The organism is Mesorhizobium sp. MC2-1-1 (assembly GCF_057597255.1).
On the sequence record NZ_CP195205.1, the window covers coordinates 4851410 to 4867546 of the forward strand.

The 16137-nt window shown below is 66.4% G+C and carries 11 protein-coding genes; 4 read left to right on the forward strand and 7 right to left on the reverse strand.

From position 1 onward, the window contains the following. Positions 1-19 precede the first annotated feature (19 nt). The 3 genes from ACR64R_RS24060 to nagA are packed head-to-tail and all read left to right on the forward strand — an operon-like array spanning position 20 to position 2981. A complete protein-coding gene (locus tag ACR64R_RS24060; RefSeq protein ID WP_487358740.1) occupies positions 20-799 on the forward strand; it encodes a GntR family transcriptional regulator in 780 nt (259 codons plus the stop codon). Further along, entirely contained in the window at positions 796-1827 is a 1032-nt protein-coding gene (locus ACR64R_RS24065; RefSeq protein WP_487358741.1) for an SIS domain-containing protein, read from the forward strand. Before ACR64R_RS24060 ends, ACR64R_RS24065 begins: the two co-directional genes overlap by 4 nt. Continuing rightward, positions 1824-2981 carry an N-acetylglucosamine-6-phosphate deacetylase gene (gene nagA, locus ACR64R_RS24070; RefSeq protein ID WP_487358742.1) on the forward strand — a complete coding sequence of 386 codons (1158 nt, stop codon included), beginning with the start codon at positions 1824-1826 and terminating at the stop codon, positions 2979-2981. Before ACR64R_RS24065 ends, nagA begins: the two co-directional genes overlap by 4 nt. Before the next feature lie 101 nt (positions 2982-3082). On the opposite strand, the gene ACR64R_RS24075 is transcribed toward nagA, so the two are convergent. Next, positions 3083-4600 carry a malonate--CoA ligase gene (locus ACR64R_RS24075; protein ID WP_487358743.1) on the reverse strand — a complete coding sequence of 506 codons (1518 nt, stop codon included), beginning with the start codon at positions 4598-4600 and terminating at the stop codon, positions 3083-3085. A gap of 339 nt (positions 4601-4939) precedes the next feature. Here ACR64R_RS24075 and ACR64R_RS24080 point away from each other — a divergent pair, with 339 nt between their 5' ends. Continuing rightward, entirely contained in the window at positions 4940-5134 is a 195-nt protein-coding gene (locus ACR64R_RS24080) for a hypothetical protein (RefSeq protein ID WP_487358744.1), read from the forward strand. A 111-nt stretch (positions 5135-5245) separates the two neighbouring features. On the opposite strand, the gene rpe is transcribed toward ACR64R_RS24080, so the two are convergent. The 6 genes from rpe to ACR64R_RS24110 form a co-directional block, all read right to left on the reverse strand. Continuing rightward, positions 5246-5923: a ribulose-phosphate 3-epimerase gene (gene rpe, locus ACR64R_RS24085; RefSeq protein ID WP_487358745.1), complete on the reverse strand. Its 678-nt coding sequence runs from the start codon at positions 5921-5923 to the stop codon at positions 5246-5248. A gap of 185 nt (positions 5924-6108) precedes the next feature. Then, positions 6109-9987, reverse strand: a complete 3879-nt coding sequence (locus ACR64R_RS24090) for a DUF7929 domain-containing protein (protein WP_487358746.1) — start codon at positions 9985-9987, stop codon at positions 6109-6111. 10 nt (positions 9988-9997) lie between these two features. Then, entirely contained in the window at positions 9998-12226 is a 2229-nt protein-coding gene (locus ACR64R_RS24095; RefSeq protein WP_487358747.1) for a hypothetical protein, read from the reverse strand. An 82-nt stretch (positions 12227-12308) separates the two neighbouring features. Continuing rightward, positions 12309-13241, reverse strand: coding sequence for an alpha/beta hydrolase (locus ACR64R_RS24100; RefSeq protein WP_487362536.1), 933 nt, complete (start codon positions 13239-13241; stop codon positions 12309-12311). Positions 13242-13270: 29 nt separating this feature from the next. After that, positions 13271-14053, reverse strand: coding sequence for a carnitinyl-CoA dehydratase (locus tag ACR64R_RS24105; protein ID WP_487358748.1), 783 nt, complete (start codon positions 14051-14053; stop codon positions 13271-13273). Next, positions 14046-16124 carry an acetate--CoA ligase family protein gene (locus ACR64R_RS24110; RefSeq protein WP_487358749.1) on the reverse strand — a complete coding sequence of 693 codons (2079 nt, stop codon included), beginning with the start codon at positions 16122-16124 and terminating at the stop codon, positions 14046-14048. The genes ACR64R_RS24105 and ACR64R_RS24110 overlap by 8 nt, the downstream gene beginning before the upstream one ends. Between the last annotated feature and the right edge of the window lie 13 nt (positions 16125-16137).

Below are 16137 nucleotides of genomic sequence, written 5' to 3' on the forward strand. Positions count from 1 at the left end.
TGTTGCCGGAGGCGCCGCGATGAGCGCCGCCGACCAGATCTTCGCCATGTTGAAAGAATCCTCGCAGAGCGGCGCGCCGCTCTATCTGCAACTGAGGAAAAGCATCGAGGAAGCGGTCAATCGCGGCCTGATCGGCCCCGGCGACGCGTTGCCGTCCGAGCGCGACATCGCCAGCAAGGCCGATATCTCGCGCGTCACCGTGCGCAAGGCGGTGCAGGACCTGGTCAAGGGGGGCATCCTCGTCCAGCGCCACGGCTCGGGCACCTTCGTTGCGCCGCGCATGGAACGCGTCGAGCAATCGCTGTCGAGGCTGACCTCCTTCACGGAGGACATGGCGCGCCGCGGCATGAGCGTGCGCTCCGTCTGGCTCGACCGCGGGCTCTACGCGCCGTCGCCGGACGAGACGATGGTGCTGGGCCTGTCCTCGACCGAACTGGTGGCGCGCGTCGCGCGCCTGCGCATCGCCAACGAAACGCCGCTGGCGATCGAGCGCGCATCGCTCTCGGCCAGCGTGCTGCCGGATCCCGAGGCGGTCGGCTCCTCGCTCTACGCGGCGCTGGGGACGACCGGCAATCGCCCGGTGCGCGCCGTCCAGCGCATCTCGGCCACCAATCTCGGCGATGCGGATGCGCGCCTCCTCGAAGTGCTCCCGGGAATTGCCGGTCTGCAGATCGAGCGCATTTCCTATCTGGCGAGCGGCAAGGTGATCGAGTTCACCCGCTCGGTCTACAGGGGCGACGCCTATGATTTCGTCGCGGAACTCCGGCTGACCGGGCCGGGAGAGGAGATCCGGCCATGAGCGCCAATGCAACCCATATGCGGCGCGAGATCGATGAGATCCCGCAGGCCACCGCCCGCCTTCTCGACGGCTCGGCTTCGGCGCTGGCCGAGGCCGGTCGCGGCCTGCGCGAGCGTGATCCGCAATTCGTCGTCACTGTGGCGCGCGGCTCGTCGGATCACGCCGCGACCTTCATGAAATACGCCGTCGAACTGACCGCGGGCCTTGCGGTCGCCTCCGTCGGACCGTCGATCGCTTCGATCTACGGCGCGAAGCTCAGGCTGCGCGGCTCGGCCTGCTTGGCGATCTCGCAGTCCGGCAAGAGTCCCGACATCGTGGCCATGGCCGAGACGGCGCGGGCCGGCGGCGCGCTCACCGTCGCCATCACCAATACGGCCGACTCGCCGCTGGCACGCGCCTCCGATCATGCCATCGATATTCTGGCAGGGCCGGAACGCTCGGTCGCGGCCACCAAGACCTTCGTCAATTCCGCCGTCGCCGGCTTGGCGCTGATGGCGCATGCCACCGATGACCAGCCGTTGCTTAAGGCGCTCGCCGGCCTGCCCGAACATTTCGAGAAGGCGATCGCCTGCGACTGGATGGCGCTCGCAGCGGCGCTGGAAAATCCGCAGTCGCTGTTCATCCTCGGCCGCGGCCCGTCCTTCGCGATCGCCAGCGAAGCGGCGCTGAAATTCAAGGAAACCTGCGCCATGCATGCCGAGGCCTATAGCGCCGCCGAGGTCATGCACGGGCCGCTGGCGCTGGTCGGACCGGGTTTCCCGGTTCTGGCGCTTGCCGCGCGCGATGCGTCCGAGCCGTCGGTCGCCGCGGCGGCCGACGGCCTGGCCGCCAAGGGCGCCGCCGCCTTCATCACGTCCGACAAGGCGAAGGCCGCGAGGCTCCTGCCGCATGTCGCCACAGGCCATCCCCTGACCGATCCGCTGCCGCTGATCGTGTCCTTCTACGGCTTCGTCGAGGCCTTCGCGCGCCATCGCGGTCTCGATCCTGATACGCCGCGCAACTTGCGCAAGGTCACGGAGACAGTATGAGCGACCGCTTCGCACTCGTCGGCGGCCGCATCTTCGACGGCGCCGACTGGCACGACAACGCCGCCCTTGTCGTTAATGGCGATGTGGTCGAGGCCATCCTGCCCGCAGGTGCCATTCCATCCGGGGTTCCGGCCATCGAGACCGGCGGCCTGCTGGTGCCGGGATTCGTCGACATCCAGGTCAATGGCGGCGGCGGTGTCATGCTCAACGACCATCCCGATGTCGCCTCGATCGAAACCATCTGCCGGGCACATGCGCCTTTCGGCACCACGGCGTTGCTGGTGACGCTGATCACGGACACGCCGGCGATCACCGCCGCCACCATCGCCGCCGGCGCCGAGGCTGCCCGCGAAAAGGTGCCTGGCTTCCTCGGCCTGCATCTGGAAGGGCCGCATCTCTCCATGGCCCGCAAGGGCGCGCATGATCCGGCGCTGATCCGGCCGATGACCGATGCCGACCAGGCGGCGCTAATCGCCGCGCGCCGGGATCTGCCGGTCCTGCTCATCACGATCGCTCCGGAATCGGTCGAGCCGGCGCGGGTCACCGCGCTGGCCAAGGCCGGCGTCATCGTGAGCCTCGGCCATACCGACACAAATTACGCGACCGCCAGCGCCTTCGCCGCCGTCGGCGCCACCGTGGTCACGCATCTGTTCAACGCCATGAGCCAGATCGGCAACCGCGAGCCGGGCCTGGCAGGCACGGCGATCGACAGCGGCGGCTTGTACGCCGGCATCATCGCCGACGGCATCCATGTCCACCCTGCAACGATGACCCTCGCGCTGCGCGGCAAGCAGGGGCCGGGCAGGATCGTGCTGGTCACCGACGCCATGGCGACGATCGGCACCGACATGACGTCATTCACGCTCAACGGCCGCACCGTCTACCGCAAGGACGGCAGCCTCAGGCTCGCCGACGGCACGCTGGCCGGCGCCGACCTCGACATGATTTCCGCCATCCGCTTCGTCCATCGCGTCATTGGGCTCGATCTCGACGAGGCCTTGCGCATGGCCTCGCTCTATCCGGCCGAGGCGATCGGCCAGGCGCACCGGCTTGGGCGGTTCGCCAACGGCACGGCCGCCGACATTGTCGGCCTGTCTGAGGACCTGGATGTCAGGAAGGTCTGGATCGGCGGCAAGAAGGTCTTTGGGAAATAGGCCCTCGCGTCGCTGCGCTCCTTGCTGCTCCCTGTAATGACGAGGCAATGGGCGGCTTGGCCAACCCGGACGCCTTACACCCCGATAATTGTTAGCCGGCGCTATTTCGCCGTGTAGATATCCTTGTACGTGTCGCGCAGAACGTTTTTCTGCACTTTGCCCATCGTGTTGCGCGGCAGTTCGTCGACGAAGATCACCTGCTTGGGATGCTTGTATTTCGCCAGCCGTCCGGCGATGGCGCCGGCAATGTCGGCGGCGCTTATCGCCGAGCCCGGCTTGCGAACCACGATCGCGGTGACGCCTTCGCCGAAATCCGGATGCGCGACGCCGATCACCGCGCTTTCGCTGACGCCGTCGAGCGCGTCGATCTCGCCCTCGATCTCCTTCGGATAGACGTTGTAGCCGCCCGAGATGATCAGATCCTTGCCGCGCCCGACGATGTGGACATAGCCGTCCGCGTCAAGCAGGCCGAGATCGCCGGTGATGAAGAAGCCGTCGTCGCGGAATTCGGCCCTGGTCTTCTCCGGCATGCGCCAATAGCCGGCAAAGACGTTCGGCCCCTTCACCTCGATCATGCCGATTTCGCCCTGCCTGAGCGGCCGGCCATCCTCGGGATCCGTGATGCGTAGCGAGACGCCTGGCAGGGGGAAACCGACCGTGCCGGCGCGCCGCTCGCCGTCATAGGGATTGGACGTGTTCATGTTGGTCTCGGTCATGCCGTAGCGTTCGAGGATGGCGTGGCCGGTGCGCTCGCGCCAGGCCTTGTGCGTCTCGGCCAGCAATGGCGCCGAGCCGGAAATGAAGACCCGCATCGTCTTCGTCGCCTCGCGCGTCAGCCCCTCCTGCTGCAACAGCCGCACATAGAAGGTCGGCACGCCCATCAAGGCCGTCGCGCGTGGCATCAGCGACAGGACGCGCGCCGGGTCGAACTTCTGCTCGAACAGCATCCTGGCGCCGGCCATCAGGATGACGTTGGTCGCGACGAACAGGCCGTGCGTGTGGAAGATCGGCAGCGCGTGGATCAGCACATCATCGGCGCTGAAGCGCCACTGGTCGACGAGCACGCGCGCGTTCGAGGCAAGGTTCTCGTGGCTGAGCATCGCGCCCTTGGAGCGGCCGGTCGTGCCGGACGTGTAGAGGATGGCGGCAAGATCGTCCGGTCCGCGCGCGACATCGCTGAACTCCGTCGCCTGCCGTGAAGCCTGGCTGGCCAGCGTTCCCTGCCCGTCGCGGCCGAGCGTGAGCACCGAGGCGCCGACCGACGCGGCAAGGGGCTCGACCCCGGAAAGACGGTCCGGATCGCACACGATCAGCCGCGGCTCGGCGTCGCGGAAGAAATAGTCGAGCTCTGGCAGCGTGTAGGCGGTGTTGAGCGGCAGGAAGACCGCGCCGGCGCGCAAGCAAGCGAGATAGAGCAGCGCGGCCTCGGGGCTTTTCTCGACCTGGACGGCGACGCGGTCGCCAGGTTCGACGCCGCCCTGCACCAGCGCATGCGCCAGTTGCGCCGATTTTGCCAGCATGTCGCCATAGGTGATGGAACGGCCGTCATCCGTTTCCATCAGCAACCGGTCGGGCGCCGGCATATGGGAACGGAAAGCATTGAACAAATGGTTGGTCATGGAATGTCCTCAAGGCACCAAGGGCCCGATGGCACAAGCGTTGCGCCGCCAGAGCGAATACCAGATTTGGCGGCCGGAGCAATTCCAGGAAAACCGCGCGCGGTTTTCCGTCCGCAATTGCGTGAGACAGAGAGAGCGCAATTCCAGGAAAGCCGCGCAACGGTCGGGCTTGGGAGTTCGCCATAGCCCTCCGTCCGCAATTGCGTAAACCGGCGAGCGCGATTGCAGGGAACCGCGCAGCCTTTCCGTCAGCTATCTGCGGCTGCGGGTTATCTTGCCGACCCCTGGGACCATAGCCCTGCGCGAAGCGTTCCATGCACCGGCCGCGATGAGGCGGCAATGGTTGAGAAGTCTCTCGACGGCGCCATCGGCATCGCCATCAAGGGTTCGCTCGGCGATGATGCGGTGCTCGCCAAGATCGTGCCTTTGCTTTGCCAGGGCCAGCCGGTCAAGCAATCTTCCTTACATATATATCCTTCGGCCGGGCAATGGCGGCTTAAGCGGAAGATAATGCTGTTAGATTTTAGAGTTTGAAGCAAATTTCGACAAAGAGAATGCTGTTTGTGCACCGCATCCTACACTTGACAGTCGTTCAATTAGACGCCGCGGCTCTGCGAGCCGCGCGGGAAGCGGGTAGTTGTCTATTCAACCGGCTGCCTTGTCGGCAGCCGTCCGGATTGCTTCGATATTCGCCCTGTAGGCCTCGACGCTGCCCCCCTTGAAGACGGCGGCGCCGGCCACCAGCACATCGGCGCCAGCCGCCGTCACCAGCGGCGCCGTCTCGGCCGAGACGCCGCCGTCGATCTCGATATGGATCGGCCGGCTGCCGATCAGCGCCTTCACCCGTTTCACCTTGTCGACGATCGCCGGGATGAATGCCTGCCCGCCGAAGCCCGGATTGACGGTCATGATCAGGATCAGGTCGAGCCGGTCGAGCACATATTCGATCGCCGCTTCCGGCGTCGCCGGATTGAGCGAGACGCCGGCCTTCTTGCCGAGGGTCCTAATGGTCTGCAGCGAGCGGTCGAGATGCGGCCCGGCCTCGGCGTGCACCGTCATGCCGTCGCAGCCGGCCTCGGCGAAGGCAGCCAGGTAAGGATCGGCCGGCGCGATCATCAGGTGGCAGTCGAAGAAGGCCTTGGTTCGATTGCGGATCGCCTTGATCACCGGCGGGCCGAATGTGATGTTGGGTACGAAATGGCCATCCATCACGTCGAGATGGATCCAGTCGGCGCCGGCCGCCGCGACGGCCTCGACCTCGTCGCCCAGCTTCGAAAAATCCGATGCCAGCACCGATGGCGCGATCAGGGTCTTCTTGGTCATGGCGCACTTCTCCTGGCAGTCCTGCGCGTGTCCGCGCCTGTCAGGGCGACTGCGTAGACCATGATCCGGCCTAGGGGAAGCATGTTTTGACAGGCGCATTTGCGCGCCTGCCGTGGGCCATTCTTTGATGTGGAAAAGAAGGCCCGCCGGATCGCTCCGGCGGGCCTGGTCATCAGCCGCAACGATTACGGCTTGAAGTTCTGGATGTCGGCGCCCGCCGGATCCTGCGGGACGCGCCTCGGCTGGCGCTGCGGCACCAGTTGCTGCAGCAGGTTCGGGTTGAGCAGGATGCCGGGGTTGATCTCGACGCCCGGCCGCTGGCGGATCGGCGTGCAGTCAGGGAACCGTCCCGTCGTGCCTACCGGGCAGCGCCGTTTGGTCAGTATCGGCTGGCACTGGCCGTTCACAACGCGCGAGCCCGGCGCGCATTCCTGCTGGGGCTTGCGGCAGGCGCCGTCGCGGATTTCGGTCCCGCGGGGGCAGACGCAGTCGCCCCTCTTGTTGTGGACCTGGCCGCGGATGGAGCACTGTTCCTGGCTCGGCTTTGGCGGCCTGCAGGCTTTGCCCTGCACCTCCTGTCCGTCCGGGCAGGCGCAGTTGCCATTGGCGTCGCGCACCTGGCCCCGGATCGGGCATTGCCTCGACACGATCGGCCGGCAGGCGCCGTCACGGACTTCCGTACGGGTTGGGCAGACGCATTCGCCATCGGCATTGCGGGACTGGCCCCGGATGCGGCACTGAACGGGCGGTTGCTTGTCCGGCACGCAGGCTTTGGCCACCCGATCGAGATGCGTGCCGTCCGGGCAAGTGCAGCCGTTGCCGTCCGAAGTCGGCACGGCGCCGCGCACCGTGCATTTCGGCGGAATGACCTGGCACACGCCATTCACCAGTTCGCCACGGCGGCACACGCAGTTGCCGTCCTGGTCGCGGTACTGGCCGGGACGCAGCGTGCATTGCGGCTCCTGTGGCTGTCCGCCCTGAACGCACTTGCCGTTTTCCAACGCCGTGCCGCGCGGGCAGACACAGCGTCCGTCTTCTGTCCGGATCTGGCCCTGAAGCAGGACACAGCGCGGCGGCACGGGCAGCGGCAGGAGCTTGGTGCCGCCGCCTGTGCATTGGCCGTTGCGGAAGGTGGTGCCTTCGGGGCAGACGCACCGGCCGGCCGAGTTCATCACCAGCCCGAACGAGCACTGGTTCTTCACCTCATGCCTGATGGTGAAGGGGTGGCACGCATAGGCCTTGCCGCGATCGCTCCGGCTGATCGTCAGGTCGCCTGACAGCACCTCGCCGCCGCCCTGCACCGGCGTGTTCGGGGGCAGTACACCGACGCAGTTCTGTCCGTTGACCGTTCCCTGCAGGCTGGCAAGACGCCCGCCCTCGGGAAGGATCACGGTGACGTGGTGGGTGTGGCTTTCGCCGGCCCCGAGCATCAGGTCCGCGATGCAGGATGCCGGAAGCGTCGTCGGCTCCGGCGAGCAGCCGAACGGCGGATCGATCGAGGTGATCTGAACGCCTTCCAGCCGGCCGAGGCCTTCCACGCCGATCGCATCGCCGATGCGGACCGGACCGGAGAAGGGATTCGGCCCGTCATTCGTGATGGTGATCTCGAACGAGCATGGCTGGCCGGGCTGGCACTCGGCATCGCCGGTCTTCTCGACGCGGATGGTGGAAGGGCCGCCGCCCTTCGCGCAAGCCCGGCCGATCGGGTAGACGATGTCGTCGCCCGGCGCCGGCCCGAAGCTGCCGCGCGCGCAGTTCTCGAACGCGCCATTGCCGCTTACCGTCACGTCGAAGTGCCTGGAGGTACCGGGCGTCATTACGGCGCCTGGAATCTGGCACGACAGCGTGTTGGCCGGCACCGGTCCGCAGTTCCACTCCGCGCCGTCAGGGGCGACGGTCTGGATTTGCACCGCAGCGCCCCCGGACACCAGAGTTGCGGCGTCGTTGACCCGCACCGGCCCGGTGGGGGCGGCGGTGCCGGCATTGGTGACGGTGATGCGGCAGGAAACCATTCCGGCGCGCACGAGCCGATCGCCGCCGCATTCCTTGGTGATGCGCAGGCCGGGCTGGCCGCCATTCGGATGGCGGAAGCGCTCGGTCGCGCAGGCCTTGTTGTTGGCGAGGTCGACCTCGCCGGGAATGGCTTTCACCTCGGCGCAGTTCTCGACACTATCCTCCCGGTAGTCGGCCGGCATCACCGCCTTGACCACGATCGGCGTCGAGGCGCCAGGAGGCAGCGAGATGCCGGCATTGTCGCAGCGGAACTGTCCGGGGCCGTTCGGTCCGCAACTCCATGGCGGGCTCGGCCCGAAGGTCGACGAGGCCGGCGCGCCGCCGGGGTAGGTGTCGATCACCGTCAGCGGCCCATTATAGGTGTTGGTGCCGTTGTTGATGATGTCGATGACGAAGGTGCAGACGCCATCCGGTGTGCAGACCGGGATGCGGGCACGCTTCTTCAGGATCAGGTCGACCTTCTTTTCGACCGGCGGGTTGCACTGCGGATCGCGGTCGCCACGGCGGCAGATCGGGATCGAGGCGCAGCCGCGGTCGTTCTGTTGGCTGCCGAACAGCGGCTTGCCGCTGGCATCATAGTCATAGGCGGCGCAGTTGCGCAGCACGCTGCCCTGCCAGCCGCCCGCCGGCTTGAAGCCGAGCTTCAGGTTGACCGAGGCGCCGGGATTGAGCGTCGTCACAGGATAGGTGCAGGTCATCGGTGTCGTGCCGGGCACGCAGACCCATGGCGCATTCGGTCCGGAGGTCAGCACGGAGCCTGCCGGCAGCGTGACCTCGTCGAGCACGATCTTGCCGTTATAGGGCGCGTCGCCGACATTGGTTACCATAATGGTGAAGTCGCAGCCGCCGGCCATCGTGCAACGCGGCACGTCGGCATGCTTCTCGACCTTGAGGTCCGGCTCTTTGTCCTTCGGAGGGCATCTGAGGTCGCGCGGGATGAAGATGTCGATCACCTGCGTGCAGCACAGCCCCCAGCCTTCCTTCGGTCCGGCGTAACCCTCGATGCCGGTGACGATGAGGTGGATGGCCTCGCCGGGCGAGGCGCCGATGATCTTCCAGTTCAGCACGCCGCCGCCGACCGGCACTTTCTGCATGTCGGGGACGATGGTGATGCCGGGCGTCGTCGTCGACACCTGCACCCATTTGCCGCCCATCTCGGGACCGACCGGCATGTGATAGATGAAGGCTCCGCCGCCGGGCACGCAGTCGACCGTGCCGCGTTCGACCTTGAAGCATTCCTTGCCGGGAGGCGGAGGCGGCGGGTTGCACTTGGTGACGTCGATGCGCACCGTCGTCTTTTCGCCGGTGAGCATGTTGCCGTCATCCGGCTTGCCCGGGTCCTGCGAGGGGATGATGGTCCCTGTGCCGGCCCCGACCGTCACCTTGATCAGGCCCTGGTTGTCGACATTGGCCGGCGCGGGAAACGCCGCCTGGTCGATCTTGGCAAGGATCCGGAAGGTGATGACGCGTTCGTTCGGCGCGCCCGAGCCGTCGAGGTCGGTGGCGGAAATCCGGAAGTCGGAAACCGTCGCCGTATCGTCGGGATTGGCCGAGCTGCTGATGGTTGCCACCGGCAGCGGTCCGCCGCCAGCGTCGGTGCCGTCGCCGGTCACATTCACGTTGACGATCTTCAGCCCATGCGGAAGCTGGTCCTTGAAGTCGATCCTGGCGTTCTTCAACGCGTTGACCAAGGCCGGATTGGCGAAGGCTTGCGCATTGCCGCGCAGGCCGAAATTCAAGGTGTAGTAGACGTAGTCGCAGCTTCGCTGGCCGCCCGTCTTGGTGAAGAAGGGTACGATGCGGCCGGGTTCGGGATTGACCACGCGCGGATTGTCCAGGTCGAGCCTGGGTTCCGGCCCGGTGACTTCGGTGAGCTTGGCCGGCCCGGTGTCTTCGGCAAGCGCCGGCATTGCCGGCATCATGGCGACCGCGATACCGGCCGCCATAAGCCAGCGCGCGCCGCGCCTGGCGTATGACAGGGGTTTCATGATCGTCTCCATGACGGTTTTCGTTTCGCGCGAAGCGAGGCGGGAAGGGGCGGGATTGCTCATCTGGCCCTCCTCAACGTTCGCAACTAACGGCTGGCGTTCTGAGCGGCAGCGTCATCTTGCAGCAAGGGTAGTAGCCGCCCTTGTCCTGGTCGGACTTGCGATAGAAGCAGAGCCCGACATTGACGGTGTCGCCAGGATTGTGGCCGGTGATGTCGACCGCGTAGGGCTTGCCCGGGACATGAGACATGGGGGTTGTCACCCCGACGCCAGGCGTCCTGGACTGCGCCTTGATCGAATCGCCGCCAAAGCCGGCATGATCATGGAGAGTGAGGTCGGCCCGGAGTCCGCGCGGCGTGCAGTAGTAGTGCACGTCCTCGACGTCCACGCAGGGCGGCAGATTACCGGGCGGCGGGAAATCCGGCGGATAGAACGGAGGCAGATAGCCGCCGGGGAGTTCCTCATAATAGCCGGCCCGACCCTCGCAGGGGCGCCAGACCCGAACGTCGCCGACATGGCCTTCGACCTCCGGGTCTTCGAAATAGCCGTCGAAATCGACGAACCACGAGCCGAAGGGCGGCACGTTTGCCGGCTTGACCAGCGCGCTCGGCGTCAATTGCACGCCATGCACGGCAAGCGGCCCGCCGGCGGCGAGCCGCTCGGCAAGCTCGGGATTGTCGCGCAACTTGTCGCCGGTGTTGACGACGGTGTCGGTGCACACGCTGGTGTCGAGATTGCCTGCGGCGTCATAGCCATACTGCAGATCGACGCCGCCGGCCGACTGACGGTTGCCTTGCGGGAAGCCGACCGCATATTCCTGCGGCACTTCCACCCAGACGGATTCCGTCGCCGGGTCGTCCGGATCCTCACGCCAGTAACGGATCAGCTCGCCTTTGCCGGAATCGGCGAAGCGGCTGTAATCGTAGCGATTTTCGACTGGGCCGCGCTGGGCGAGATACATGAAGCCCTTGTTGTCGAAGGCGATGTCGGTGACGGCGTAGTCCTTGTCGGCCTTGACGGTCAGTTCCCAGCGCGGGTCGCCGGCGAACGAGCCGTCGCGCGCGATGCCGACCGACCAGATCTCGGATTTCTCGCCGACCGAATAATAGAGCCGGCCGCCGTGATAGGAGACCGCCCAGACGCGGCGCTCGTCCTGCGTGTAGCCCCAGGTCTCGGGGTTTTCGGTGTCGAAGGCGGCGCCCTGGATATCCATGACGGCGCCATCGTCGGCGACCGGGGCAAGCCCATGCGCCGGGCGCCCCGCAACGCCATGGTCGAACGTGTCGATCAGATGGCCGTTGGCATTGATGCGGTGGATTAGGCCGGTGTCGAGATCGGAGGCGAAGAACTGGCGATGGATCGGGTCGAAGGCGAGGTTGCCGATGCCCGGCCCGCTGTTGGTGTCGATATCGGCGAATTTCGAGACGGCGCCGGAGATGCCGTCTATCTTCCAGATCGTGCCCGGACCGCCGCCATTCTCGGTGCCGAACTGACCGTCCATGAAGGCAGCGCCCGCGGCGCCGCGACGCTGCCGCTCCGGACGCCCGTCATTGTCGGCGTCCGGTGTGACGATCTCGATGCCATGCAGCGAGGTCGCGGCCGCATAGAGATTGGGGATGCCCGACGGCACGCCATCGCGCACGCCGTCGTCATAGGTGAGGCCGAACACCTCGCCGATCTGCCCGGCGGTCACTTCGAAGGGCGGCGGCGTGTTGACCAGCTGGCCCGAGGCCGGACCGCCGAGGTTGGAGACGTCGAAGATGCGCAAGGATGCGCGGGATGTGTCGATGAAGGTCTCGTCGATCGGGTCGACGCCCGGCGGCAGGCCTTGATCGAAACCGGGGATTGTCGTGCCGGGGAAGCCGGTCACCGCCATCGAGCCCGGATAGATGATCCGGGTTTCCTGCGCCTGGGCGGTGCTGCCGAACCAGACGCCGGTGCTCAACGCCAAAGCAAGAATTCCGCTGGTTGCCTTGATAGCGCGGCGCAAACGGGACGCGCGCGTGGTCAAGAACGAGCAAGACATTGAACTCCCCCCGAAGCCGCTGGAAGGAATGTCCCGCCTTACCGCGCCAACCAGGGCAAGGCGCGGCGTTGCGGCACGTTCTTCCCCGATCGAATTGTCTGCTTTCCTCTGCCTGACGATACGCCTGCTCCTGGACAGGGTCAACGGAATCAGCCGGAAGCCCAGTGCGTCGACCCCTTCCCGAAGGCGGTGATCGCGCCGGACTCCCGTTGCTCCCGGAGACCGTGGAGTCTCTGGGTTTCTGGTCATGGGGTCTCCCTTTCCGGGCCGCACCATCGCGGCGCCTGGCCGTCAGTCGCTGGCCGGCATGGAAAGGTTCATTCGAGGAAAGTCGATGCGCGCTCGGTTGCCGGAGGCGTCACCAGATCCAGTCGCCTCGGCCGAGCACCGCAACCGCGTCGACGATGCGGGTGAAGCTCGTCCGCGCGCGGCCGACCATGTGGCGTGCCCTGAGATAACCGTGCACCAGCCCCGGTTCCTCGAACCAGGCGGCGCGCCCGCCGGCCGCGACGACACGATCGCGATAGGCCTCGCCATCGGACGACAGCGGGTCGCACTGGGCGGTGATCAGCACCGTCGGCGGCAGGTTGGCGAAATCGGCGTCGGCGAGGGGATAGAGCGTGATGTCGCCGGTCCGGTCGACGCCGCCGGTGCGGATATGCCTGTAGAAGTCGAGGTCGCGCACCGTCAGCATCGGCGCCTCGGCATGAGTCACATAGGAGCCCTTTGAGTGGTCGCCGCCGAGGCCGGGATAAATCAGCATCTGGCCGGCCGGCTTCGTCACATGGCCGCGCGTGGCGTGAGCGACCGCGGCGCAGAGATTGCCACCGGCGCTGTCGCCGCAAAGCACGATCGCGCTGTCATAGGTCCTGGAGGCCCATTCGAAGGCGCCCATCGCGTCGTCGAAGGCGGCCGGATGCAGATGCTCCGGCGCCAGCCGGTAATCGACCGAGACCACTTCGAAGCCTGTGCGGGCGCAGAGTTCGGCGCAGACATCGTCATGGCTGTCCAACCCACCGAGGATGAAGCCGCCGCCATGGAAATAGAGCACGGCCGCAGCTTTGTTCGGTTTCGCGTTGCGATAGATACGCACCGGAATGCCGTTGGCGGCGGCTGTCGTCTCCGCGGTCACGCCTTGCGGATAGCCGGCAAAGAACTCGCGGCACATCCGGTCGTATATCGCGCGCTGCTGGACGATCGTGTAGTCGATCGTGTCAGGCGGATAGTAGGAGTTGGTCTTCTCGATGAAGGCCCAGGTCTCGGCGTCGATCAAGGTCTTGTAGTCGGTCATGATGCGTGGCGCCGTCATCTCCTGCGGCGTCACTTCCCCTTCCACACCGGGTCGCGCTTTTCCGCGAAGGCCCGGAACCCTTCCATGTTGTCCTCCGAACCGTAGAGGATGTCGACGGTCCTGAGCTGCCTGCGCGTCACCTTGTTCATGGCATCCTGGAAGCTCAGCGCCTCGGCCACCCTCGCCGTCTCCTTGATCGAGGCGAAGACCAGCGGCGGGCCGCTGGCCAGCAGGCGGGCGATCTCCCAGACGCGCTCCTCGAGCTTGTCCTTGGGCAGCACTTCATTGACCAGGCCCCAGCGATGCGCCTCGGCGACATCCATCCAGCGGCCGGTGAACAAAAGGTCCATGGCGATGTGGTAGGGAATGCGCTTCGGCAGCTTGATCGTCGCGGCATCGGCCAGCGTGCCGGCGCGGATCTCCGGCAGCGCGAAGGAGGAGTGGTCCGAGGCGTAGATGAGGTCGCAGGACAGCGCCAGCTCGAAGCCGCCGCCCACCGCCATGCCGTTGACGCAGGCGATCACCGGCTTGTTGAGGTCGCGCAATTCCTGCAGTCCGGCAAAGCCGCCGACGCCATAGTCGCCGTCGACGGCGTCGCCGGCGGCGGCCGCCTTCAGGTCCCAGCCGGCGCTGAAGAACTTGTCGCCGGCCGTCTTGACGATCGCGACGCGCAATTCCGGATCGTCGCGGAACGCCTTGAAGGTCTCGCCCATCAGCCGCGAGGTCTTGAGATCGATCGCATTGGCCTTCGGCCGGTCGAGCGTGACCTCGAGGATCGCGCCTTCACGGCGGGTGGTGATGACGTCAGCCATTCTTCTTTTCTCCAAGCACCAGCAGGGCGTCCGCGATCCAGGCGCCCTTGCCTTCGGCGCACACGATCAGCGGGTTGATGTCGAGTTCCTCGATCTCGCCTTCGTTCTTCTGCACGAAACCGGCAATGCCGGCGATGGCGTCGATGGCGGCATTCACGTCGGCCTTCGGCCGGCCGCGATAGCCTTCGAGCAGCGGATAGAGTTTGAGCCCGCGCAATGCCGCCTCGATGTCGTCGCGCGTCGCCGGCAGCATCAGGGTGACGCTGTCGCGCAGAAGCTCGACCAGCACGCCGCCGGTGCCGAGCGTCATCACCACGCCGAACATCGGGTCGCGGGTGAAGCCGACGATCAACTCGGCGACGCCGTCGCGCACCATGCGCTCGGCATAAAGCCCGGTGCCGAGCGGCAGAAGGTCATGCGCGGCGGCGCTGACGGATTCGGCGTCCTTGAGGTTCAATCGCACCGCGCCGACTTCCGATTTGTGCGTGACGCCGAGCGCCTTGAGCGCCACAGGGAAGCCCAGCGTCATGGAAGAGATCACTGCCTCGACCGCATTGGAGGCGCGCTCGCCTTTCGGCACCGGCAGGCCGGCCTTGATCAACCGCGCCTTGGCCTCGGCCTCGTCCGGAGTCACATGCGCGCCGTCGGACACGCCCGCGGCCGTGGTATCGACCGGCTGCGCCTGCGGCTCGCGCCACGCCCAGCCGATGAAGGCGGCGGCCTGCGCGGCGTCCATGGCTTCCGAGATGCCGAACAAAGGCACCATGCCGCGCGCCATCAGGCCAGCGGTGTATTCCTCCGGCAGGTTCTCCGGTAGCGAGGAGACGATCGCGCCTTGCGCCTTGTTGGTCTTGAGCGCCGCCTCGAAGGCGCGCAGCGTTGCCCACCAGTCGACGTCCGAGCAACGGTCGGGACGCGGGAAGTCGAGCACCAGCATGTTCAAGTCGAAGCCGCCCGACACCATGGCGGTGAAGGTGGCGGTCATCGCCGGCTCGTTGTTCCAGATGAACGTGTGGTAGTCGAGCGGATTGGCGACCGCGACCAGCGGCCCGAGCGTCGATTTGACATGCGCGCGGTGCTCGGCGGTCAGCGGCGGGAAATTGACGAGACGGCCCTCGGCGCTGTCGGCCATGACGGAAGCCTCGCCGCCCGAGCAGCTCATCGATGAGAGCTTGTAGCCGGGCAGCGGACCGGTGATGTGCAGGAGCTTCAGCGCCTCGATGAAGGCGGGAATCGAATCGATGCGCGCGATGCCGAGCCGTTTCAGGAAAGCGCCGGAGGCGGCGTCCGATCCCGCAAGCGAGGCTGTGTGCGACACGGTCGCCTGCCTTGCCTGCTCGGAGCGGCCGACTTTCATGGCGATGATCGGCTTCTTCAGCTCGCGCGCCCGTGCCGCCAGCCTCTCGAAGCCGGCCACCGAGTCAAAGGCCTCGATATGCAGGCCGAGCGAGGTGACGCGATCGTCCTCGATCAGGCCCAACGCCATTTCCGAAAGGCCGGTCTGTGCCTGGTTGCCGGCCGTCATCAGGAAGGCGATCGGCAGGCCGCGCTTCTGCATCGTCATGTTGATGGCGATGTTGGACGATTGCGTGATGATGGCCACGCCCTTGCCGCCCTCAGCCAGGCGGATGCCGCCATGCTGGTCGGGCCACAAGAGGGCGCCGTCGGCATAGTTGATCAGCCCGTAGCAGTTCGGCCCGATGATCGGCATCTGGCCGGCGGCGGCAACAAGCTCCGCCTGCAGCCGCTCGCCGTCCTCGTCATAGGCCTCGGTCTCCAGGAAGCCGGCGGCAAAGCAGACGGCGCCGCCTGCGCCGCGCTCGGCCAGCGCCTTGATGACCTCGATGGTGAGATGCCGGTTGACGCCGACGAAGGCGGCGTCCGGCGCGCCGGGCAGGTCGGCAACGGAGCGGTAGGCCTTGCGGCCTGCAACCTCGTCCTTGGTCGGGTGCACCGGCCAGATCTCGCCGGCAAAGCCCATTTTGATCGATTGCGCGACGACGGCGGCGGCCTGCGCCCCGCCGAACACGGCGATCGATTTCGGGCGCAGGAGACGTTCAAGCTTATGCATGTGCTTTCTTTTC

What these genes read in the sequence shown, in the direction of transcription:
- ACR64R_RS24060 (WP_487358740.1), top strand. Translation starts at nt 20, where the DNA reads ATGAGCGCCGCCGACCAGATCTTCGCCATGTTGAAAGAATCCTCGCAG.
- ACR64R_RS24065 (WP_487358741.1), top strand. Translation starts at nt 796, where the DNA reads ATGAGCGCCAATGCAACCCATATGCGGCGCGAGATCGATGAGATCCCG.
- nagA (WP_487358742.1), top strand. Translation starts at nt 1,824, where the DNA reads ATGAGCGACCGCTTCGCACTCGTCGGCGGCCGCATCTTCGACGGCGCC.
- ACR64R_RS24075 (WP_487358743.1), bottom strand. Translation starts at nt 4,600, where the DNA reads ATGACCAACCATTTGTTCAATGCTTTCCGTTCCCATATGCCGGCGCCC.
- ACR64R_RS24080 (WP_487358744.1), top strand. Translation starts at nt 4,940, where the DNA reads ATGGTTGAGAAGTCTCTCGACGGCGCCATCGGCATCGCCATCAAGGGT.
- rpe (WP_487358745.1), bottom strand. Translation starts at nt 5,923, where the DNA reads ATGACCAAGAAGACCCTGATCGCGCCATCGGTGCTGGCATCGGATTTT.
- ACR64R_RS24090 (WP_487358746.1), bottom strand. Translation starts at nt 9,987, where the DNA reads ATGAGCAATCCCGCCCCTTCCCGCCTCGCTTCGCGCGAAACGAAAACC.
- ACR64R_RS24095 (WP_487358747.1), bottom strand. Translation starts at nt 12,226, where the DNA reads ATGGTGCGGCCCGGAAAGGGAGACCCCATGACCAGAAACCCAGAGACT.
- ACR64R_RS24100 (WP_487362536.1), bottom strand. Translation starts at nt 13,241, where the DNA reads ATGACCGACTACAAGACCTTGATCGACGCCGAGACCTGGGCCTTCATC.
- ACR64R_RS24105 (WP_487358748.1), bottom strand. Translation starts at nt 14,053, where the DNA reads ATGGCTGACGTCATCACCACCCGCCGTGAAGGCGCGATCCTCGAGGTC.
- ACR64R_RS24110 (WP_487358749.1), bottom strand. Translation starts at nt 16,124, where the DNA reads ATGCATAAGCTTGAACGTCTCCTGCGCCCGAAATCGATCGCCGTGTTC.